Genomic DNA, 19,493 nt, shown 5'->3' with positions numbered 1-19,493 from the left:
GCAGGACGGACGACCATGGAAAAGGAATCAGGCTTCATGCACTGGTGGAATGACCTGCGCATGGAGATGCTCAAGCTAGAAGAAGCCCCACAGATCTTTGCGCTTCTGGAGCAGGAAGTTCAGCGGCTGGGTTTTGATTACTACGCTTACGGTGTGCGCCATTCGGTCCCCTTCACCCGCCCGAAAACCGACATCTACGGTTCATACCCCAAGCATTGGCTAGAGCATTATCAGCAGAACAACTACGCGACAATCGATCCGTCGATCATGAACGGGCTGCGCTCGACCCAAATGATGCTCTGGAACGATGCGCTGTTCGAGAACAGCCCATGTTTATGGAGCGAGGCACAGGACTGGGGGCTGCGATTCGGGGTGACCTTGCCGATGCGTTCACCCAACAACACCTTGAGCGTGCTGTCACTGGCCCGCACCTACACCCCCATCGGGGCGGCGGAATGCGAGCATATACGCCTGCGCCTGCACTGTATCGTCGAAGTACTGAACTCGCGCCTGGCTGACATCGGCCATCAACAAACGACGTCGGAACTCATCGAGCTAAGCCTGCGCGAGCGGGAAGTACTGCAATGGACCGCCGATGGTAAAAGTTCGGGTGAAATCGCGCTGATCCTCGGCATCTCGGTGAACACCGTGAATTTTCACTTGAAGGTCATTCAGAAAAAATTCGGCGCGGCCAATAAAACCCTCGCAGCGGCCTATGGCGCCGCGCTGGGCTTGATCTAGCGCCACCCCCCAACGATAAGGATATCGACCCATGATTACCGTGATATCACGGCATCGTCAGGAGCTCACGCCTGCGTTGCATGACGACCTCGGCCGCTACCGGCACAACGTTTTCGTCAAGCAACTGGGCTGGGAGTTGAACACCAGCAGCCCATTGCCAGACCGCGAGTTCGACCAGTTCGACCATGCCGATACCCGCTACATCATCGCCCTGGACCGCGACCAGCGTGTCCACGGCTGCGCCCGGCTGTTGCCGACCACTCAACCGTACCTGCTGTCCGACGTGTTTGGTTTCTTGTGCGATCAAGCCGTCCCCCGGCGTAGCGATACCTGGGAGATCTCACGCTTTGCCGCCAGCGCACTCGAGAATGGAAAACTGCCCATGCGGGTGTTCTGGAACAGCCTGCACAGCGCCTGGTCGCTGGGTGCGACCGAGGTCGTGGCAGTCACGACCCCTTCGCTTGAACGCTACTTCCTGCACCATGGCGTGCAACTGCGCCGGCTCGGCCAGCCACAGCGGTTGAACCGCGATCACGTGGTGGCACTGAGTTTTGCGGCCTATCAAAAAAACGGCCGCGCCGCGCTTCATGCGCAGTCAGCGGCCGTTAATTCGCTCAATCAGGCATTCCTGCGGTCCGGCTCAGCGCTGGCGCACCAGGCTGAGCAAGCGCAGGCTTAGGCGGTCAGCGAGTAGATCAACGCCGAAATCGCTACCAGGCCCACCAGCGTCACGAAGACGTTGGAGGCCTGGCCGCGATAACGTGCCATGGCTGGAACCTTGCGGATCGCATACATCGGCATCAGGAACAGGATGGCCGCGATGATCGGCCCGCCCAGGGTTTCGATCATGCCCAGGATGCTCGGGTTCAGCGTGGCAACGATCCAGCACACCACCAGCATGAAGGCTGCGGTCATGCGGTCCAGCGTCTTGGGTGCTGGACGCTTGCCGCTCTTGACGATCAAGCCCTTGAGACCTTCGCTGGCGCCGATGTAGTGGCCCAGGAACGACTTGGAGATGGCCACGAATGCAATCAACGGCGCCGCGAAGGCGATCGTCGGGTTGCTGAAGTGGTTGGCCAGGTACGACAGAATCGACAGGTTCTGCGCCTTCGCTTCAGCCAATTGGGCCGGCGACAGGGTCAGCACGCAACTGAACACGAAGAACAGCACCATGACCACCATCAGCAGGTGGGCGCGGGACAGGATCTGCGAGCTGCGCTCTTCGGCATGAACGCCATAACGACGCTTCTGGTCCACCGCGAACGCCGAGATGATCGGCGAATGGTTGAACGAGAACACCATCACCGGAATCGCCAGCCACAGCGTGTGCATCAACGCCGACGGTTCAGGCAGCGTGCTTGCCGTGGTGAGGATGCCGCCATTCCAGTGCGGAATCAGGAACACCGCCAGAAACAGCAGCGCCACAATGAACGGATACACCATCAGGCTCATGGCCTTGACGATCACCTGCTCGCCACAACGCACCACGCCCAGCAGGCCGAGGATCAACACGAACGACAGAATCGCCCGCGGTGGCGGCATGATGTGCAACTGGTGTTCAAGAAAGCTGCCCACGGTGTTGGTCAGGGCCACGCTGTAAATCAGCAGGATCGGGAAAATCGCGAAGAAGTACAGCAAAGTGATCAGGGCACCGGCCTTGATCCCGAAATGCTGCTCGACCACTTCAGTGATGTCCGCGCCTTCACGGCCGGAAAGCACAAAACGGGTCAGACCGCGGTGTGCATAGAACGTCATCGGGAATGCCAACACCGCCAGAATCAGTAGCGGCCAGAAACCGCCCAGGCCTGCGTTGATCGGCAAAAACAGGGTACCCGCACCAATCGCCGTGCCAAACAGGCCCAGCATCCAGGTGGTGTCATGGCGATTCCAGCTTGCAAGGCTAGCTGGTGCCGCCGCTTCAAAGCGTTCATCAACGCTATTGGCCTGATCATTCATCCGGTCGGATCTCCGCATTCCGGTCATTTGCCACACAGTCGGGACGAGTCAGAAAAGGCTGACAGGCAGCGCCCCGGCCGTAACAGGGGCGCGATTGTCCGGGATTAATCAACAGAAGCAAAGACTTAGCTGAGGAGTGGTTATGCGGATCAGTTCATGTGAGATGGCTTTTTGACGCACAGCCCGCGAAAACCGGGCCATCCACCGAAATACAATCAAGAAAAGCAAGATGCGTAACCAGCAATCACCACGCTTGAAATATTCAGCAACAACGAAGTTGACAGGCCCTTTGCAGCCACAGCATGATCGGGCCATGAACATTTTGACGCTGAACCTCACCCGCACCACCACGACCGCCCCCGGCGGGTCGAGTGGTGGCTGGCTGATATGAACACAGCGCAGTGACCCCAAGGCCCCGCCAGCAATGGACGGGGTCTTTTTTTGGCCTTGCTTTTGGCCTTTCAAGGAGAAAAACCATGGCATCCCCTGCTTCCAGCCGCTCTGCCCTGTTGATTGTCGACATGCAGGTCGGGCTATTCAACGGCCCGGAAAAACCCTATGAGGGTGAACGGGTACTGGACAACATCCAGCAACTGATCCGAAAAGCCCGCTCAGCCTCGGCACCGATCTTCGCCGTTCGTCATACCGGCCCGGCCGGTTCACCCATCGCGGCCGGCAGTGCGCTCTGGCAACTGCTGCCCGCCCTTGAGCTGGACCCGGCGCTGGACACCCTGTTCGACAAAACCAGGCCCAGCAGTTTTTTCGCAACCGGACTGGCGCAACAGCTCAACGACGTGGGTATCAAGCACCTGGTGATCGTCGGCATGAAAACCCAGTTTTGCATCGACACCACATGTCGGGTCGCGGTGGAATCAGGCTTTGACGTGACGCTGGTGGCCGATGCCCATACCTGCATGGACACCCCGCAGTTATCGGCCAAAATGATTATTGAGCATCACAATGCAACCCTTGGCGCAGCGCTGGTCAAACGGCTGGACACCGCGCAGGTGAGATTCTGACCGACACACGGTCGCGCAGTGCACATCCTTGCCAGACACGGCGTCAATGCCCGGGCTTGAGCCTGGCCATTGACGCCGCGCAGGCACACTTTTTCGTTTGATCATCCCTCAGGAGCCCAGCATGCCTGCAACCGTTCTGGTACTGGTTGAAACCATCAATGACTACCTGCCGATTCTTGAGCATCAGGGCTTTCATCTGATTCTCGCGCCGACGCCCAGCGAACGCGCCCAGGCGATTGCCACTCATGGAGGGCAAATCAAGGCCGTGCTCACACGCGGCCCGCTGGGCCTGTACGCCGAAGAGATCACCGCGCTGCCACAGCTGCAGATCATCTGCGTGATCGGTGCCGGCTTCGAACATGTCGACCTGCAAGCCGCCAGCAACCGTGGTATCACCGTAACCAACGGCGCCGGGGTCAACGCTTCGTCAGTGGCCGACCACGCGATGGCCTTGCTGCTGGCACTGGTGCGCGACATCCCCCGGGCCGATGCGGCGGTACGTCGTGGCGAGTGGCCGAAAATCATGCGCCCGTCCCTGGCCGGCAAACACCTGGGGGTCCTGGGGCTCGGTGCCGTCGGCATGGCCATCGCGCAACGGGCGACCCTGGGCTTCGACATGAGCGTCAGCTACCACAATCGCCAGCATCGCAGCGACGTGCCCTACCGCTACTGCTCAACCCCGACGGAACTGGCGCGGGCCTCTGATTTCCTGGTCATCGCCACCCCTGGCGGCATTGGCACTCGCCACCTGATCAACAAACAGGCGCTCGACGCACTGGGCCCCAATGGCTTCCTGGTCAATATTGCCCGGGCCAGTGTCGTGGTCACCGCCGATCTGATTACCGCCCTGGAGCAACGGCGGATTGCCGGTGCCGCCCTGGACGTGTTCGACGCAGAACCTCAAGTCCCCGACGCGCTCAAGACCTTGAGCAACGTGATCCTTACGCCCCACGTCGCCGGGCTCTCACCGGAAGCCACCCAGGCAACCGTGGAACTGGTGGGCAAAAACCTGCAGGCGTTCTTTGTCGGGCGACCGGTGTTGACGCCTGTTGCCCTGCCTCCGCCCACCCAATCCGAGCACGCCTCCTAGGGGCACCCCGGTGAGGGACGACTGCGCATCAGGAACGCTGATTATCCGGCAACACGCTAACCTATAAGGCCTTGCCGCGCTTGTGGCTCTGCGGGCGCGCCATTAGATTAGCCAATGATGTCTGGCCTCCAAAATAAGCAGAAGGGATAAGCATGGCGCTTACTGACCAGTCCACCCGTATCCGTGCGGGCGAAGAACTCGATGCCAGCCTGATCGACCCATACCTCAAGGCACATATCGCGGGTTTGCGTGGCACGCCGCAGATCAGCCAGTTCCCCGGGGGTGCATCGAACCTGACCTACCTGCTGGAATACCCGGATCAGGAGTTCGTGCTGCGTCGGCCGCCGTTCGGCCACAAGGCCAAGTCCGCCCACGACATGGGCCGCGAATTTCGCATCCTCAATCAGCTCAAGGATGGTTTTGCGTATTGCCCAAAAGCCTACGTGCACTGCACCGACGAATCGGTGATCGGCGCCGAATTTTATGTGATGGAGCGGGTCAACGGGATCATCCTGCGTTCCGAACTGCCGCCGGAGCTGGGCCTTGATGCCGATAAAACCCGGACCCTGTGCAAGAGCTTCATCGACAAATTCGTTGAACTGCACCGCGTCGACTACAGGGCCTGTGGTCTGGGCGATCTGGGCAAACCCGAAGGTTACGTCGCCCGGCAGATCAAAGGCTGGAGCGAACGCTACGAAAAAGCCCTGACGCCCGACGCGCCGGACTGGGAAGCGGTCAAGGCCTGGCTCAACGCCAAAATGCCGGCCGACCACCCGACGTCGAGCATCGTTCACAACGACTACCGCTTCGACAACGTGATCCTCGACCCGAACAACCCGATGCAGATCATCGGCGTGCTGGATTGGGAACTGACGACACTCGGCGATCCGCTGATGGACCTGGGCAACACCCTCGCCTACTGGATCGAAGCCAGCGACCCGGCGCCGGTGCAACTGATGCGCCGCCAACCCAGCCACGCTCCCGGCATGCTGACCCGCCGCGAGTTCGTCGACTACTACGCTGAACGCTCGGGCATCCAGATCGACAATTTCGACTTCTACTACACCTACGGGCTGTTCCGCCTGGCCGGTATCGTGCAGCAGATCTACTACCGTTTCTTCCATGGCCAGACCCAGGACAAACGCTTCGCGCAGTTCATTCACATGAACAAACTGCTGGAACACATGAGCCTGCAAGTCATCCAGAAATCCAGCCTCTGATCGCGCCTGGCGCCACGCCCCTCACAAGGAAACACCATGTCCAAGACTCAGTTGTTCGACCTCGACGGCAAAATCGCTTTCGTTTCCGGCGCCAGCCGTGGCATTGGTGAAGCCATCGCCAAACTGCTGGCCCAACAAGGCGCCCATGTGATCGTCTCAAGCCGCAAACTCGAAGGCTGCCAGCACGTGGCCGACGCGATCATCGCCGATGGCGGCAAAGCCACCGCCGTCGCTTGCCACATCGGTGAAATGGAACAGATCAGCCAGGTCTTCGCCGGCATTCGCGAACAGTTCGGGCGCCTGGACATCCTGGTCAACAACGCCGCCACCAACCCGCAGTTCTGTAATGTGCTGGACACCGACCTCAGCGCCTTCCAGAAAACCGTCGACGTCAACATTCGCGGGTATTTCTTCATGTCGGTGGAAGCCGGCAAGCTGATGCGCGAGCACGGCGGTGGCAGCATCATCAACGTCGCCTCGATCAACGGCGTCTCACCGGGTGTGTTCCAGGGCATCTACTCGGTGACAAAAGCGGCGGTGATCAACATGACCAAAGTGTTCGCCAAGGAATGCGCGCCATTCGGCATCCGTTGCAACGCCCTGTTGCCAGGGCTGACCGACACCAAGTTTGCTTCGGCATTGGTGAAGAACGACGCTATTTTGAAGACCGCGCTGCAACAGATTCCGCTCAAGCGTGTGGCTGATCCGAGCGAAATGGCCGGCGCGGTGTTGTATTTGGCCAGTGATGCGTCGAGTTATACGACCGGGGTTTCGTTGAATGTGGATGGGGGGTTCTTGTCTTGAAACCCGACATTCAAGGGTGATCGACCTTTATTGAGCGACACCTGTAGCGACAATAAGCAGCACACCAAAAATGCCTTGCCCTCAACCGGGCAAGGCATTTTTGCTTCAGGTAATAAGCGTGACACTGTCATTCAGCCAAGTTGATTCACTCCCTTCAAACAAGCATCGAAACATTCCAGCCCAGCCCCAAAACTGTAAGAACAATCACTGCCGCACCACATTCGCACTAAGTTAAACATTTAGAAGCGCATTCTCCGCACTACTTACAACAAAACCCGTTAGCCTCAAACCCGCAGCCAGACACTTCAACAACCCAATATCATTAATCCACTTGCTGCGCCACACTCATGCGCCAACACTTCCCACCCCGAAAAACAAAGGAAATAGCGCGCATGCCATTTATATAATCGGAAACATACTCATGAACTTACGACTCAAACTTTCTTTAACCATGGCCTGCCTGATAACAACCGGCTTCAGTGGACATCTTTACGCAAACAATGATGAATACGGCGCAAAGATCGGGGCACAGGTCAGCGCAAACTATGCGGATACCCGTGACTCCTGCCGTGGCTACGCACAACCGGCTTTCGCCTGTTCAGGCGTCATCATCAGGTCCACGCGTTATTCGGATGCCTATCGTTCGTGGGAACCAAGCCCAAAATCCAAAGCTTCCGGCGGAGTATCGTTCTCTTACCTCAGGGCCGACTCGAAGTTCAACGAAATGGCGGGGGGAGGTCGCAACGGCTTCATCCGCTACCCGGATTATCAAATGCCTGCTGGAATGAGTCGCACACAAGTTATTTGTGCGTTCCCAATTGATGGCGGCACTGATGAGCGGCAAGTATTAGGGTGCGACGACTCCAACCTGACCCCTGAATTTGAAAGCAGTTGCCAACAGCAAGGAATCACCACCGCCGAACAGTGGTATGCCCTTTATGTCAAAAATAACAAGTCACATCATCGCCAATGTTCTTTCGACATCATCACCAACCCAACCGGCCCCGCAGCAAAAGAGTTCATTGAAACCCTGCGGGCGATGCAATACATACAGGATGAAAGTTTTGGTCTTCTAGGAAAGAGCAATAACGAATTGCGCCTCGCCACATGGGCAAATGGCCTTGGAAAAGCATTTCCGGTCATGTCGTTCTTTTACATTGAAGGTGGCCTTGACGCCGCACAAAAAGATCAAAAGGCATTCCATGCCGAAACGGGACGGTTCGTTCCAGTCCTGAACGTCACCTTGCCCCGATCCCCCTCGGAGGATGCGACATTCACTTACCTGCCCTCTGATCAACTCACACTGAACGGTGTGTCCGGCCACTAAAGCACTGCATTCAGCTCAAAGCATTCACAAAGGGCCGTCGACCACCGACGGCCCATTCAGTCGGGCAGTGGCCTGATGCCGATTGCCGAAAATCTTTGAACCCCGAATAAAGAATATTTATTCCACAAATTGATTAAAATGAATTTATATTCCATAAGTAAGCCTCCTGACCACACCCACGCCAGAGGCCCCATCATGCAAGCACTCGGAATCGTACTCATCGGTACAGGCTTCATGGGGCGCGCCCATGCCTTGGCCTTTCGGAACGTCAGCGCAGTGTTCAACCTGCCTTTCACAGTGCGCCTGACGGCCCTCGCCGATGCCGACCCGCAACGCGCCCTTCACTGCGCCAATGCCTGGGGCTTTGAACAGACCCACAACGACTGGCAACAGCTGATTGATAATCCCAAGGTGCAATTGATCGCCATCACCACCCCCAACCACCTGCACTACCCCATGGCCATGGCGGCCCTGGCGGCAGGCAAACCGGTGTATTGCGAAAAGCCCCTGGCCGTCAGCCTCGAACAGGCCAGTGCCATGCGCTTGGCGGCGAAGGCGGCAGGCGTCGTCACCCGGGTGGGCTACAACTATCAGCACAACCCGATCATCACGCTGGCTCGTGAGTTGATCCACAACGGTGACCTTGGCGAGATCATCAGTTTTCAAGGTGAGTTCAGCGAAGACTTCATGGCCGATCCGATGTCGCCGTGGTCGTGGCGGTGCGAAGCCTCGCAGGCGGGCGGCGCCCTGGCGGACCTGGGCAGCCATTTGCTGGCCATGGCGCGTTATCTGGTGGGCGATGTTCAGGCCGTGTGTGCCGATAGCCAGACCGTCCACCGGCAGCGGCCCGCGACGGCGGGCAGCCAGGAACGACGCGAGATTGCCGTCGACGATCAGGTTCACGCCCTCCTGCGTTTTGCCAACGGCGCCCGCGGCACCGTCAGCAGCAGTTGGCTCAAGCAAGGTTACAAAAATCACCTGGCCTTCGAGATCAGCGGCACCCTCGGCACCCTGGCGTTCGATCAGGAGCGTCTGAACGAATTACGCCTGTACCGCGCCGGCCAGGACGGGTTCCAGCGGATACTGGCCGGGCCGAACCTGCCCGGATACGCCGCGTTCAGCCCTGCACCGGGCCATCAACTGGGCTACAACGAACTGAAAACACTGGAGGTACACGCCCTGATCATGGCGCTGGCCGGGCAAGGCCGGGACGGCACTGACTTCGAGCAGGCCCTGGGAAGTGGAACGACTGGCGGCGGCGATCCGAATGGCGGCGCAGGAACAACGCTGGGTCAGGATCGAAGAGATCTGACACGCTCGTCGGCGGGACCGATCACCCGAGCACCAAGCGCTGCGCCAGGGCCTTGGCTTGGCTCGCTACATCGGTCACCGCCGTGCTCTCCCACCACATCCCGCGCAACGGCGGGCCCATGGCGAACAGCCGATTTGAGACTTGGCCTTCAGCATCCAGCACCGCACCACCCGCATCTGCCGCGATCCCCAGCGCCAACGGCCCCGGCTGAACCAGCCCGCGCGCCAACAACTGCTGCGGTAACGGTCGGGCGACGCGACGCCAGTCATATTCGATACCGCTGGAGTTGATCAACCCATCGCCAGATACCTGCGTCACTTCGGTTTCGCCGCGACGCCGGATGCAAACACTCACACGGCCATCCAACGAGAGTGCCAGACCTTTGAAGGAAGCGACCTGGATCCGCAGTCGCCCCTCGCTGTGCAAACGCGCCACCAAGGCGGCGCTCAAGGGTGGCGAACGGTGATGATGACTCTCCCACCACGGCCGTACGTGGCGCACAAACTGACGCCGCTGTCTATCCGTCGCCTGGCTCCACAAGCGGGCGATATGGGCGCGCACCGTATCCAATGGCGCTTGCCAGTCGATACCTTGGGCCATCGCCGCACGACACTGACGCCGTACTTCCCGAACCAACTGCCGAGGGCTGCGAATAGCGTGGTCCTGTTCCAGAAAGTCATCCCACACCGGCGGTTGGCGGCGGACATGGGGAAGCAAGCCGTGACGGGAGAACACCTCTATCGGCCCACGATGCCCGGCCTGCTCCAGCGAAACCACGGCATCGACCATGGTCAGCCCCGAGCCGATGATCAATACCGTCGACTGCGGATCAAGCTGCGTCATCGCCGCCACATCCCAAGGGTCGAGCGCTGCCGCGTTCAGGCCACTGGACTCGGTTTGTGGCGTGCGCGCAGCAGGAAACAGGCCGGTGGCGAGCACCGCGACACGCCCCCGCAGCCGGGTGCCGTCGCTCAATGTCAGCAACGCCGATTGCGCCTCGGTTTGCAGGTCGACCACCTCGCCCCGCACGTGTTCGACGCTTGCCCCCTGAGGCGCGCCCACCACCCGGGCCTCGGCCAGGCGTTGTTGCACATACAAACCGAAAATTCCGCGCGGCGGGAACAGCTCGGCCACCGGCACCGACTGCTGATCCGACTCCGGCCAACCGCCCTGGGCGATAAATGCAGCCAGCCATTGAGTCAGGTCATCCGGATTGTCCGGGTCAACGCTCATGCGCGCCGCGTTGCCATTCAGCGTGTGGCCGAGCTCGACGGCGCTGTAGGCCTCGCCCCGACCCAACTCGGCACGCGGTTCGATCACCAGTACCCGACGCTCGCCAGGCAACCGCAACAGCTGCGCCGCCAGCAACGTGCCGCTCAAGCCGCCGCCGACAATCAGCACATCGGCGTTGCGCAGAACGTCACGGTCTTGCCCGTCAGAGGTTGAAATCATGCTGTGTTCACCGATCAGCGCTACCGGGATAGAAAGAAATCGCGGCTTCCATGCACACGGAATGTAGCATCAGGTCGCCATCGTCGCCGGCTGAAAGCCGTAGGCAGAGATGCGTGCTGGAAGCACCGGTGCTTCGCTCAAATCACCACATTGCGCACAAACCGCACCGCCACGGCGCCTTCATTACGATAGGCATGACGGCGATTGCTGGCGAAGCTGACGAACTCCCCTTGCGCGATCAGCCGTCGCTCTTCACCGATCACCAGCGTCAAGCCCCCTTCAAAGACATAGAGCTGCTCGCTCCAGCCATCGGCATCGGCTTCAGAGAGGTATTCCTCGCCCGGCTCCAACCGCCACTCCCACAGTTCGACTTCGCGGCTGGCATTGGCCTTGGCCAGCAAAACGGCTTTGCTGCCGGGGATCAGGCCGGCCCAGGCCAGTTCGTTGATGCGGCTCGGGTCACGCGCGTCGGGGGCCTGGATCAAGTCGCTGAACGCCACCTCCAACGCCTCGGCCACGCGGTCGAGGGTGGTCAGGCTGACGTTCTTTTCACCGGCCTCGATGGCCACCAGCATCCGCCGGCTGACCCCGGATTTTTCTGCCAGGGCGGTCTGGCTCAGCCCGGAGAGATGCCGCAATCGGCGGACATTCTGGCTGACGTGTTGCAGGACGGACGCCCGTTGTGTTGAATCGTTGTGCACTATATTGCTCACTGGGTGACGTTGGGCAGTATACTGCCCAACTTCGGGCGCATTGTGCGTCCCACTCAGGTAGTGCGCAAGGTCATGACGTCGTCGAACACTTCCCAGCCGTCCTCCCGGTTTTCACGGCTCAGCAAGGCTGAATGCGTGCTGGTGCTGATCACCATGGTCTGGGGCGGGACATTTTTGTTGGTGCAACATGCAATGACGGTCAGCGGGCCGATGTTCTTCGTCGGCCTGCGCTTTGCTGCCGCCGCCAGCATCGTCGCGCTGTTCTCCTGGCGCAGCCTGCGGGACCTGACCTTGTTCGAACTCAAGGGCCGGCGCCTTCATTGGCGTGGCGATCATGCTCGGCTACGGTTTGCAGACGGTCGGTTTGCAGACCATTCCCAGCAGTCAGTCCGCATTCATTACCGCGGTGTACGTGCCCTTCGTGCCCCTGCTGCAATGGTTGATCATGGGCAAGCGCCCTGGGTTGATGCCGAGCATCGGCATCATGCTGGCGTTTACCGGGCTGATGATGCTCTCCGGACCTGCCGGGGCCTCGCTGAATTTCAGCCCCGGCGAAATCGCCACGCTGATCAGTGCCGTCGCCATCGCCGCCGAAATCATTTTGATCAGCACGTATGCCGGCCAGGTCGACGTGCGCCGGGTGACCGTCGTGCAATTGGCGGTCACCTCAGTGCTGGCATTTTTGATGGTGGTGCCGACCCAGGAAACGATTCCCGGATTTTCCTGGTTGCTGCTGTTCAGCGCCGTGGGCCTGGGGGCCGCCAGTGCGGCGATTCAGGTGGCGATGAACTGGGCGCAAAAAAGCGTTTCACCGACCCGCGCCACCCTGATTTATGCCGGCGAACCGGTCTGGGCGGGCATCGCCGGGCGTCTCGCGGGTGAACGCTTGCCGGCGCTTGCGCTGTTCGGCGCAGCCTTGATTGTCGCGGCGGTGATCGTCAGCGAACTGAAAACCAAGGGCAAGAACGATACCGCGCCGCAAGAGGCCCCCCTGCGCGAGCCCGTTGATTCGAACGACTGAGTTCACCGTGCCGAAGTACGCAGAATCTCTTGCAGATCCTTGCGGGTAATCTCTCCGGACTTTACCGCCGCCGCCACATCGGCCCGGGAAATCGCCGGGCGCCGGACGTTTGCTGCAGCGTCCGGCCCCTCAACGTCTGACAACCACAATGGCGCGATCAGCACGCCACCATACTTGGGCTCCATCGGCACCTCGTCATGCGCGATGGGGCCTTTATAGTTGAAGTAAACGATGTACCGGGTGAATCCCTCTGCATAGTTCTGGTCGTGATAGAGCACTGTGCCCGCAGGCAACCTGTAATCACGCCCATCGTTATCGGGGCTTTCGATCACGAACGGCTCCTGAGTCTTGAGCATTGTCCGCCCCCAGATCTTTGAAGGACCGTTGAACAACATCAGGGCGGCGCCCAGCAAGAGGCCACACACCACGCCCATGAACAGGTAGGCGAGTTTTTTACTGAGGGCTGTTTTATCCATAAAAGTGCATCGCTGTATTCCCTTCACGTTTGGCCTGCGTTTTTGGCGGGCGTCAAAATACCACTTCCAGAGGCGGTTGAACGGGGTCTTGACCGCACCAGCTCCTGTGAATCCATTCCCAGGAAACAAGGATAAACAGGAGTTTTCCACCTACCTTGTAGGATCCTGCCACAGCTTGACGGTTGGTGATCCGGGGTCCGGCACGTATGATCCTTCACAAACTTCCGCAGATTAGAAGCCTATGTCCCTGATAGTTCTACTGCTTCTGCCATTCATTGGCAGCTGTCTGGCGGCCTTGCTGCCGCACAACGCGCGTAACACCGAATCCTTGTTGGCGGGCCTGGTCGCATTGATCGGCACCGTCCAGGTGGCCCTGCTGTACCCGCAAATCGCCCATGGCGGCGTCATTCGTGAAGAGTTCCTCTGGCTACCGAGCCTGGGCCTGAACTTCGTCCTGCGCATGGACGGGTTCGCCTGGTTGTTCTCGATGCTGGTGCTGGGCATCGGCACGCTGGTGTCGCTGTACGCACGGTATTACATGTCACCGGAAGATCCGGTGCCGCGCTTCTTCGCGTTTTTCCTGGCGTTCATGGGGGCCATGCTCGGGCTGGTGATCTCCGGCAACCTGATTCAAATGGTGTTTTTCTGGGAGCTGACCAGCCTCTTCTCGTTCCTGTTGATCGGCTACTGGCACCACCGCGCCGATGCCCGCCGTGGTGCCTACATGGCGCTGATGGTCACGGGTGCCGGGGGGTTGTGCCTGCTGGCGGGGGTCATGCTGCTTGGCCATGTCGTCGGCAGCTATGACCTGGACAAGGTCCTGGCCGCCGGCGATCTGATTCGCGCCCACTCCCTCTACCCCATTTTGTTACCCCTGATCCTGATCGGCGCCCTGAGCAAAAGCGCCCAATTCCCCTTTCATTTCTGGCTTCCCCACGCCATGGCCGCACCGACACCGGTCTCGGCCTATTTGCACTCGGCCACCATGGTCAAGGCAGGCGTGTTTCTTTTGGCCCGGTTATGGCCGTCGTTGTCCGGCAGTGAAGAATGGTTCTACATCGTCAGCGGTGCTGGCGCCTGTACGCTGTTGCTCGGCGCGTATTGCGCGATGTTCCAGAACGACCTCAAGGGCCTGCTCGCGTACTCGACCATCAGCCATCTGGGCCTGATCACCCTGCTGCTGGGGCTGAACAGCCCACTGGCCGCCGTGGCAGCGGTGTTCCACATTCTCAACCACGCCACCTTCAAGGCGTCGCTGTTCATGGCCGCCGGGATCATCGACCACGAAAGCGGCACCCGCGACATTCGCAAACTCAGTGGCCTGATCAAACTGATCCCCTTCACCGCGACCCTGGCCATGGTGGCCAGCGCCTCGATGGCGGGCGTGCCGCTGCTCAACGGCTTCCTGTCCAAGGAAATGTTCTTCGCCGAAACCGTGTTCATCAATGCCACCGCCTGGGTCGAAATGAGCCTGCCGATCGTGGCGACCATCGCTGGCACCTTCAGCGTCGCGTACTCCCTGCGGTTCACCGTGGATGTGTTCTTCGGCCCCACCGCCACCGACCTGCCCCACACCCCGCACGAACCACCACGCTGGATGCGTGCGCCGGTTGAGTTGCTGGTGTTCACCTGTCTGGTGGTGGGGATTTTCCCGGCCCAAGTGGTGGGCCCGCTGCTCGCCGCAGCGGCGTTGCCCGTGGTGGGCGGAACCCTGCCCGAGTACAGCCTGGCCATCTGGCACGGCTGGAACGCGCCGATGATCATGAGCCTGATCGCCATGTCCTGCGGCATTCTGCTTTACCTGCTGTTGCGCAATCAGCTCAAGCGCGGGCGTTTCAAGTACCCGCCGCTCATCGGCCGCTTCAACGGCAAACGCCTGTTCGAGCGCAGCCTGGTGGTCATGATGCGTGCAGCCCGGCGCATTGAACGGCGAGTCACCACCCAACGCCTGCAAACCCAATTGTTCCTGCTGGTGCTGCTGGCGGTCCTCGCCGGGCTGATTCCGATGCTTCACAGCAGCCTGACGTGGGGCGACCGGCCGAAGATTCCGGGCTCTATCGTCTTCGTCACCCTGTGGCTGCTGGCAATTGCCTGTGCACTGGGCGCCGCCTGGCAGGCCAAGTACCACCGGCTCGCGGCCCTGACCATGGTCAGCGTCTGCGGGTTGATGACCTGCGTGACATTCGTCTGGTTCTCGGCCCCCGACCTGGCGCTGACGCAACTGGTGGTTGAAGTCGTGACCACGGTGTTGATCCTGCTCGGTTTACGCTGGCTGCCGCGCCGGATCGAAGACGTCTCGCCGCTGCCCAGCAGCGTGCCGAAAGCCCGGGTCCGCCGTCTGCGCGACTTGCTGCTGTCGATTGCCGTCGGTGTCGGCATGGCCGTGCTGTCCTACGCCATGCTGACGCGCCAGACGCCCAACTTCATCTCCTCGTTCTACCTCAGCCGCGCCTTGCCCGAGGGGGGCGGCAGCAACGTGGTCAACGTGATGCTGGTGGATTTCCGTGGCTTCGACACCCTCGGCGAAATCACTGTGCTGGTGGCCGTAGCCCTCGCAGTGTTCGCCCTGCTGCGACGCTTCCGCCCACCGAAAGAAAGCATGCAACTGCCGGCGCAACAGCGCTTGCTGGCGCCGGACGTGGTCACCGATCTGGTCAACCCGCGTCAGGCCAGCGACACCGCGCTGGGCTTCATGATGGTCCCGGCTGTGCTCGTGCGGCTGCTGCTGCCGATTGCGCTGGTGGTGTCGTTCTACCTCTTCATGCGCGGACACAACCAGCCGGGTGGCGGCTTTGTCGCCGGGCTGGTGATGTCCGTGGCGTTCATCCTGCAATACATGGTGGCCGGCACCCAATGGGTCGAGGCGCAGATGAGCCTTCGGCCGTTGCGCTGGATGGGCATCGGGTTGTTCTTCGCCACCGTAACCGGCCTCGGTGCAATGGCGGCCGGCTATCCGTTCCTGACCACCCACACCTGGCACTTCACACTGCCGGTGCTGGGTGACATTCATATCGCCAGTGCCTTGTTCTTCGACGTCGGCGTGTACGGCGTGGTCGTCGGCTCGACCTTGCTGATCCTCACCGCCCTGGCTCACCAGTCGGTGCGTGGCCACAAGCCGGGCTACCAACCCAAACCCATTGCCAAGCCAGGAGCCGCCTGATGGAAGAAGTCATCGCAATTGCCATCGGCGTACTGGCGGCCTCCGGGGTCTGGCTGGTGCTGCGCCCCCGGACCTTTCAGGTGGTGATGGGCCTGTGCCTGCTGTCCTATGGGGTCAACCTGTTCATCTTCAGCATGGGCAGCCTGTTCATCGGCAAAGAACCGAACATCAAGGACGGTGTGCCGCAGGACTTGCTGCATTACACCGACCCGCTGCCCCAGGCGCTGGTGCTGACGGCTATCGTCATCAGCTTCGCCATGACGGCGTTGTTTCTCGTGGTACTGCTGGCCTCCCGGGGCCTGACCGGCACCGACCATGTGGATGGCCGGGAGCCTAAAGAATGACCTTGATGCCTCATTTGATTGCCGCACCGATCCTGCTGCCGCTGCTGACCGCCGCGCTGATGCTGATGCTGGGCGAGAAGCATCGTCCGCTCAAAGCCCGGATCAATCTGTTTTCCAGTCTCGTGGGCCTGGGCATTGCCGTGTTGCTGCTGCAATGGACCCAGCAAACCGACGTGCCGGGCTCCATCGGCGTGTACCTGCCGGGCAACTGGCAAGTACCGTTCGGTATCGTCCTGGTGGTCGATCGCTTGTCGGCGCTGATGCTGGTGCTCACCGGCATCATCGGCGTGAGCGCCCTGCTCTTCGCCATGGCCCGCTGGGACCGTGCCGGCGCAAGTTTCCACGCGCTGTTCCAGATTCAGCTGATGGGCCTCTACGGGGCCTTCCTGACGGCGGACCTGTTCAACCTGTTCGTGTTCTTCGAAGTGCTGCTCGCGGCGTCCTATGGCTTGATGCTGCACGGTTCGGGTCGGGCGCGGGTGTCGGCGGGCCTGCACTACATTTCCATCAACCTGCTGGCGTCTTCGTTATTCCTGATTGGCGCGGCGCTGATCTATGGCGTCACGGGCACCCTGAACATGGCGGACCTGGCGCTGAAGATTCCACTGGTGCCAGAAGCCGACCGCGGCTTGTTGCACGCTGGTGCGGCGATTCTGGCCGTGGCGTTCCTGGCCAAGGCTGGCATGTGGCCGCTGAACTTCTGGCTGGTGCCAGCCTACTCCGCGGCCAGTGCGCCGGTGGCGGCGATGTTCGCGATCATGACCAAGGTCGGCGTCTACACCTTGCTGCGCCTGTGGACGCTGCTGTTCTCCGGCCAGGCCGGTGCATCGGCCTACTTTGGCGGTGAATGGCTGACCTACGGCGGCATGGCCACGATTGTCTGCGCCGGGCTGGCGATACTCGCGGCCCAGCGGCTGGAGCGCATGGCCAGCCTGAGCATTCTGGTCTCGGCCGGGATTCTGTTGTCGGCCATCGGTTTTGCGCAGCCCAACCTGATCGGCGCGGCGCTGTTCTACCTGGTCAGTTCGACCCTGGCCCTGAGCGCACTGTTCTTGCTGGCGGAGTTGATCGAGCGCTCGCACTCGGTCAACGAGGCGCCGCTGGACGATGAAATCGAAGCCCTGCCGCGACCGCTCGAATCCACTCAGCCCACCAAAGGCATCAACCTGGATGACGACCAGAAAGCCGTGGTCGGCCAGGTGATTCCCTGGACCATGGCGTTCCTCGGTTTGAGCTTCATTGCCTGTGCGCTGCTGATTATCGGCATGCCGCCGTTGTCAGGGTTTATCGGCAAGCTGAGCCTGCTCAGCGCCCTGCTCAACCCGCTGGGCCTGGGCAATGACAACCCCGAACCGATCTCGAACGCTGCCTGGGGACTGCTCGCCCTGCTGATTCTCTCGGGGCTGGCGTCGCTGATCGCCTTCTCGCGCCTGGGCATCCAGCGCTTCTGGACGCCAGCGGAGCGCCCGTCGCCTGTGCTGCGGCGCTTCGAATGCATTCCCATCATCGCCCTGCTGGGCCTGAGCATTCTGCTGACCTTCAAGGCCGAACCGCTGCTGCGTTATACCCAGGCCGCCGCCGACACCTTGAACGACCCGAAACAGTACGTCATGGCCGTGCTCGGCACTCGCGCGGTGCCTAGCCCTGAAGCCAAAACCGCCCTGCAGGAGGTGCAACCATGAAACGCCTGTTCCCTGCACCCTGGCTGTCGCTGGCGCTCTGGCTGTTGTGGCTGGTGCTGAACCTGTCGGTCAGCCCTGGCAACCTGTTGCTCGGCGCGCTGCTGGGGTTCTGTGCGCCATTGATGATGCGCAAGCTGCGACCGTTGCCGATCCGCATTCGTCGCCCCGGCATCATTGTGCGGCTGTTTTTCCTGGTGGGTCGGGATGTGCTGGTGTCGAACATTCTGGTCGCCTGGGGCGTGCTGAACGCCCGTCGCTGCCCGCCGCGCTCACAGTTCATCAAAGTACCGCTGGACCTGCGCGATGCCAACGGCCTCGCAGCGCTGTCGATGATTACCACCGTGGTTCCCGGCACCGTGTGGTCGGAACTGGCGCTGGATCGCAGCATTCTGCTGCTGCATGTATTCGACCTGGATGACGAGGCGCAGTTTATCGAGCACTTCAAGACGACGTACGAGCGCCCCTTGATGGAGATTTTCGAATGAGTGCCCTACTCTCGAACGCCATTGTGTTCAGCCTGTTCCTGTTTTCCGTGGCCATGGTCCTGACCCTGATTCGCCTGTTCAAAGGGCCGTCGGCACAGGACCGGGTTCTGGCGCTGGACTACCTGTACATCCTCGCCATGCTGATGATGCTGGTGCTGGGAATCCGTTATGCCAGTGACACGTACTTTGAAGCGGCGCTGCTGATCGCGCTGTTTGGCTTCGTCGGCTCGTTTGCCCTGGCGAAATTCCTGCTGCGTGGCGAGGTGATTGAATGAACGCGATGGATAATTTGCCGCTGTGGGCGGAAATACTGGTGGCGGTGCTGCTGGTGATCAGCAGCCTATTTGCCTTGATCGGTGCAGTGGGCATGCTGCGCATGAAGGATTTTTTCCAGCGCATGCACCCGCCCGCATTGGCCTCGACCCTGGGGGCCTGGTGCGTGGCGCTGGCCTCGATCATCTATTTTTCGGCACTCAAATCGTCGCCGGTCATACACGCCTGGCTGATTCCGGTGCTGCTGTCGATCACCATGCCTGTGACCACGTTGCTGCTGGCGCGGGCGGCGCTGTTCCGCAAGCGCATGGCCGGCGATGACGTGCCAGCCGAAGTCAGCAGTCGGCGGACTGAAAGCGGAAGCTGAATTCGAAAGGGCTGGCTGGCCTCATCGCCAGCTCGCCGCCCGGAGCGGGCC

Annotated in this window: 18 protein-coding genes and 2 pseudogenes; 15 read left to right on the top strand and 5 right to left on the bottom strand. The window is 60.7% G+C overall.

Translation table 11 applies throughout. The features are described 5' to 3' along the window. The first annotated feature begins 15 nt into the window (after positions 1-15). Complete coding sequence (locus AABM54_RS12025; RefSeq protein WP_347905804.1) at positions 16-741, top strand: autoinducer binding domain-containing protein; 726 nt, start codon at positions 16-18, stop codon at positions 739-741. Between the two features lie 31 nt (positions 742-772). After that, complete coding sequence (locus AABM54_RS12020) at positions 773-1,420, top strand: acyl-homoserine-lactone synthase (protein WP_347905802.1); 648 nt, start codon at positions 773-775, stop codon at positions 1,418-1,420. Here the strand turns inward: AABM54_RS12020 and AABM54_RS12015 are convergent. After that, positions 1,417-2,697, bottom strand: a complete 1,281-nt coding sequence (locus tag AABM54_RS12015; protein ID WP_347905801.1) for a serine/threonine transporter — start codon at positions 2,695-2,697, stop codon at positions 1,417-1,419. The two genes, AABM54_RS12020 and AABM54_RS12015, sit on opposite strands and share 4 nt — an antisense overlap. A 476-nt stretch (positions 2,698-3,173) precedes the next feature. Between AABM54_RS12015 and AABM54_RS12010 the strand changes: the two genes are divergently transcribed. The 6 genes and pseudogenes from AABM54_RS12010 (at position 3,174) to AABM54_RS11985 (ending at position 9,469) form a co-directional block, all read left to right on the top strand. After that, positions 3,174-3,716 carry a cysteine hydrolase family protein gene (locus tag AABM54_RS12010; protein ID WP_347905799.1) on the top strand — a complete coding sequence of 181 codons (543 nt, stop codon included), beginning with the start codon at positions 3,174-3,176 and terminating at the stop codon, positions 3,714-3,716. Positions 3,717-3,837: 121 nt separating this feature from the next. After that, positions 3,838-4,806, top strand: coding sequence for a 2-hydroxyacid dehydrogenase (locus AABM54_RS12005; protein ID WP_347905797.1), 969 nt, complete (start codon positions 3,838-3,840; stop codon positions 4,804-4,806). Positions 4,807-4,958: 152 nt separating this feature from the next. Continuing rightward, the gene (locus tag AABM54_RS12000) at positions 4,959-6,026 is read left to right on the top strand and encodes a phosphotransferase family protein (RefSeq protein WP_347905795.1); all 1,068 of its coding nucleotides are present in this window, start codon (positions 4,959-4,961) and stop codon (positions 6,024-6,026) included. Positions 6,027-6,062: 36 nt separating this feature from the next. Next, entirely contained in the window at positions 6,063-6,830 is a 768-nt protein-coding gene (locus AABM54_RS11995) for an SDR family oxidoreductase (RefSeq protein ID WP_347905793.1), read from the top strand. A 421-nt stretch (positions 6,831-7,251) separates the two neighbouring features. Next, complete coding sequence (locus AABM54_RS11990) at positions 7,252-8,157, top strand: halovibrin HvnA (RefSeq protein ID WP_347905791.1); 906 nt, start codon at positions 7,252-7,254, stop codon at positions 8,155-8,157. A 195-nt stretch (positions 8,158-8,352) separates the two neighbouring features. After that, positions 8,353-9,469 (top strand): annotated as a pseudogene (locus tag AABM54_RS11985) (Gfo/Idh/MocA family protein). 21 nt (positions 9,470-9,490) lie between these two features. On the opposite strand, the gene AABM54_RS11980 reads toward AABM54_RS11985, so the two are convergent. The 3 genes from AABM54_RS11980 to AABM54_RS11970 all read right to left on the bottom strand — a co-directional run bounded on the left by AABM54_RS11980 (position 9,491) and on the right by AABM54_RS11970 (position 11,939). Next, positions 9,491-10,921, bottom strand: a complete 1,431-nt coding sequence (locus AABM54_RS11980) for an FAD/NAD(P)-binding protein (RefSeq protein WP_347905789.1) — start codon at positions 10,919-10,921, stop codon at positions 9,491-9,493. A gap of 137 nt (positions 10,922-11,058) precedes the next feature. Further along, the gene (locus tag AABM54_RS11975; RefSeq protein WP_347905787.1) at positions 11,059-11,622 is read right to left on the bottom strand and encodes an XRE family transcriptional regulator; all 564 of its coding nucleotides are present in this window, start codon (positions 11,620-11,622) and stop codon (positions 11,059-11,061) included. Positions 11,623-11,687: 65 nt separating this feature from the next. Beyond that, a complete protein-coding gene (locus AABM54_RS11970) occupies positions 11,688-11,939 on the bottom strand; it encodes a hypothetical protein (protein ID WP_347906317.1) in 252 nt (83 codons plus the stop codon). On the opposite strand from AABM54_RS11970, the pseudogene AABM54_RS11965 reads away from it, so the two are divergent. After that, positions 11,827-12,655, top strand: a pseudogene (locus tag AABM54_RS11965) (DMT family transporter). The gene AABM54_RS11970 and the pseudogene AABM54_RS11965 overlap by 113 nt on opposite strands. 2 nt (positions 12,656-12,657) lie before the next feature. On the opposite strand, the gene AABM54_RS11960 reads toward AABM54_RS11965, so the two are convergent. Then, on the bottom strand, positions 12,658-13,131 hold the full coding sequence (locus tag AABM54_RS11960; RefSeq protein ID WP_347905785.1) for a hypothetical protein: 474 nt from the start codon (positions 13,129-13,131) through the stop codon (positions 12,658-12,660). A 241-nt stretch (positions 13,132-13,372) separates the two neighbouring features. Between AABM54_RS11960 and AABM54_RS11955 the strand changes: the two genes are divergently transcribed. From AABM54_RS11955 to AABM54_RS11930, 6 genes are read left to right on the top strand one after another with little or no spacing between them, the layout of a single operon-like run. After that, positions 13,373-16,291 carry a monovalent cation/H+ antiporter subunit A gene (locus AABM54_RS11955; protein WP_347905779.1) on the top strand — a complete coding sequence of 973 codons (2,919 nt, stop codon included), beginning with the start codon at positions 13,373-13,375 and terminating at the stop codon, positions 16,289-16,291. After that, a complete protein-coding gene (locus AABM54_RS11950) occupies positions 16,291-16,635 on the top strand; it encodes a Na+/H+ antiporter subunit C (RefSeq protein ID WP_008029186.1) in 345 nt (114 codons plus the stop codon). The genes AABM54_RS11955 and AABM54_RS11950 overlap by 1 nt, the downstream gene beginning before the upstream one ends. Next, the gene (locus AABM54_RS11945; RefSeq protein WP_347905777.1) at positions 16,632-18,317 is read left to right on the top strand and encodes a monovalent cation/H+ antiporter subunit D; all 1,686 of its coding nucleotides are present in this window, start codon (positions 16,632-16,634) and stop codon (positions 18,315-18,317) included. The genes AABM54_RS11950 and AABM54_RS11945 overlap by 4 nt, the downstream gene beginning before the upstream one ends. Next, positions 18,314-18,802 carry a Na+/H+ antiporter subunit E gene (locus tag AABM54_RS11940; protein WP_347905775.1) on the top strand — a complete coding sequence of 163 codons (489 nt, stop codon included), beginning with the start codon at positions 18,314-18,316 and terminating at the stop codon, positions 18,800-18,802. Before AABM54_RS11945 ends, AABM54_RS11940 begins: the two co-directional genes overlap by 4 nt. After that, positions 18,799-19,077 (top strand): K+/H+ antiporter subunit F, encoded by a 279-nt coding sequence (locus AABM54_RS11935; RefSeq protein WP_347905773.1) that lies wholly within the window; start codon positions 18,799-18,801, stop codon positions 19,075-19,077. Before AABM54_RS11940 ends, AABM54_RS11935 begins: the two co-directional genes overlap by 4 nt. Continuing rightward, positions 19,074-19,442, top strand: coding sequence for a Na+/H+ antiporter subunit G (locus tag AABM54_RS11930; protein ID WP_347905771.1), 369 nt, complete (start codon positions 19,074-19,076; stop codon positions 19,440-19,442). The genes AABM54_RS11935 and AABM54_RS11930 overlap by 4 nt, the downstream gene beginning before the upstream one ends. Positions 19,443-19,493 lie beyond the last annotated feature (51 nt).

Origin of the sequence: Pseudomonas purpurea (assembly GCF_039908635.1) — a bacterium.
Lineage (GTDB): Bacteria > Pseudomonadota > Gammaproteobacteria > Pseudomonadales > Pseudomonadaceae > Aquipseudomonas > Aquipseudomonas purpurea.
Note: the sequence above shows the minus strand (reverse complement) of the source record. Positions and strands in the feature narration are given on the sequence as shown.

Excerpts from the sequence above, each read along its gene's own strand:
- AABM54_RS12025 (WP_347905804.1), top strand. The coding sequence starts at position 16 with ATGGAAAAGGAATCAGGCTTCATGCACTGGTGGAATGACCTGCGCATG.
- AABM54_RS12020 (WP_347905802.1), top strand. The coding sequence starts at position 773 with ATGATTACCGTGATATCACGGCATCGTCAGGAGCTCACGCCTGCGTTG.
- AABM54_RS12015 (WP_347905801.1), bottom strand. The coding sequence starts at position 2,697 with ATGAATGATCAGGCCAATAGCGTTGATGAACGCTTTGAAGCGGCGGCA.
- AABM54_RS12010 (WP_347905799.1), top strand. The coding sequence starts at position 3,174 with ATGGCATCCCCTGCTTCCAGCCGCTCTGCCCTGTTGATTGTCGACATG.
- AABM54_RS12005 (WP_347905797.1), top strand. The coding sequence starts at position 3,838 with ATGCCTGCAACCGTTCTGGTACTGGTTGAAACCATCAATGACTACCTG.
- AABM54_RS12000 (WP_347905795.1), top strand. The coding sequence starts at position 4,959 with ATGGCGCTTACTGACCAGTCCACCCGTATCCGTGCGGGCGAAGAACTC.
- AABM54_RS11995 (WP_347905793.1), top strand. The coding sequence starts at position 6,063 with ATGTCCAAGACTCAGTTGTTCGACCTCGACGGCAAAATCGCTTTCGTT.
- AABM54_RS11990 (WP_347905791.1), top strand. The coding sequence starts at position 7,252 with ATGAACTTACGACTCAAACTTTCTTTAACCATGGCCTGCCTGATAACA.
- AABM54_RS11980 (WP_347905789.1), bottom strand. The coding sequence starts at position 10,921 with ATGATTTCAACCTCTGACGGGCAAGACCGTGACGTTCTGCGCAACGCC.
- AABM54_RS11960 (WP_347905785.1), bottom strand. The coding sequence starts at position 13,131 with ATGGATAAAACAGCCCTCAGTAAAAAACTCGCCTACCTGTTCATGGGC.
- AABM54_RS11955 (WP_347905779.1), top strand. The coding sequence starts at position 13,373 with ATGTCCCTGATAGTTCTACTGCTTCTGCCATTCATTGGCAGCTGTCTG.
- AABM54_RS11950 (WP_008029186.1), top strand. The coding sequence starts at position 16,291 with ATGGAAGAAGTCATCGCAATTGCCATCGGCGTACTGGCGGCCTCCGGG.
- AABM54_RS11945 (WP_347905777.1), top strand. The coding sequence starts at position 16,632 with ATGACCTTGATGCCTCATTTGATTGCCGCACCGATCCTGCTGCCGCTG.
- AABM54_RS11940 (WP_347905775.1), top strand. The coding sequence starts at position 18,314 with ATGAAACGCCTGTTCCCTGCACCCTGGCTGTCGCTGGCGCTCTGGCTG.
- AABM54_RS11935 (WP_347905773.1), top strand. The coding sequence starts at position 18,799 with ATGAGTGCCCTACTCTCGAACGCCATTGTGTTCAGCCTGTTCCTGTTT.
- AABM54_RS11930 (WP_347905771.1), top strand. The coding sequence starts at position 19,074 with ATGAACGCGATGGATAATTTGCCGCTGTGGGCGGAAATACTGGTGGCG.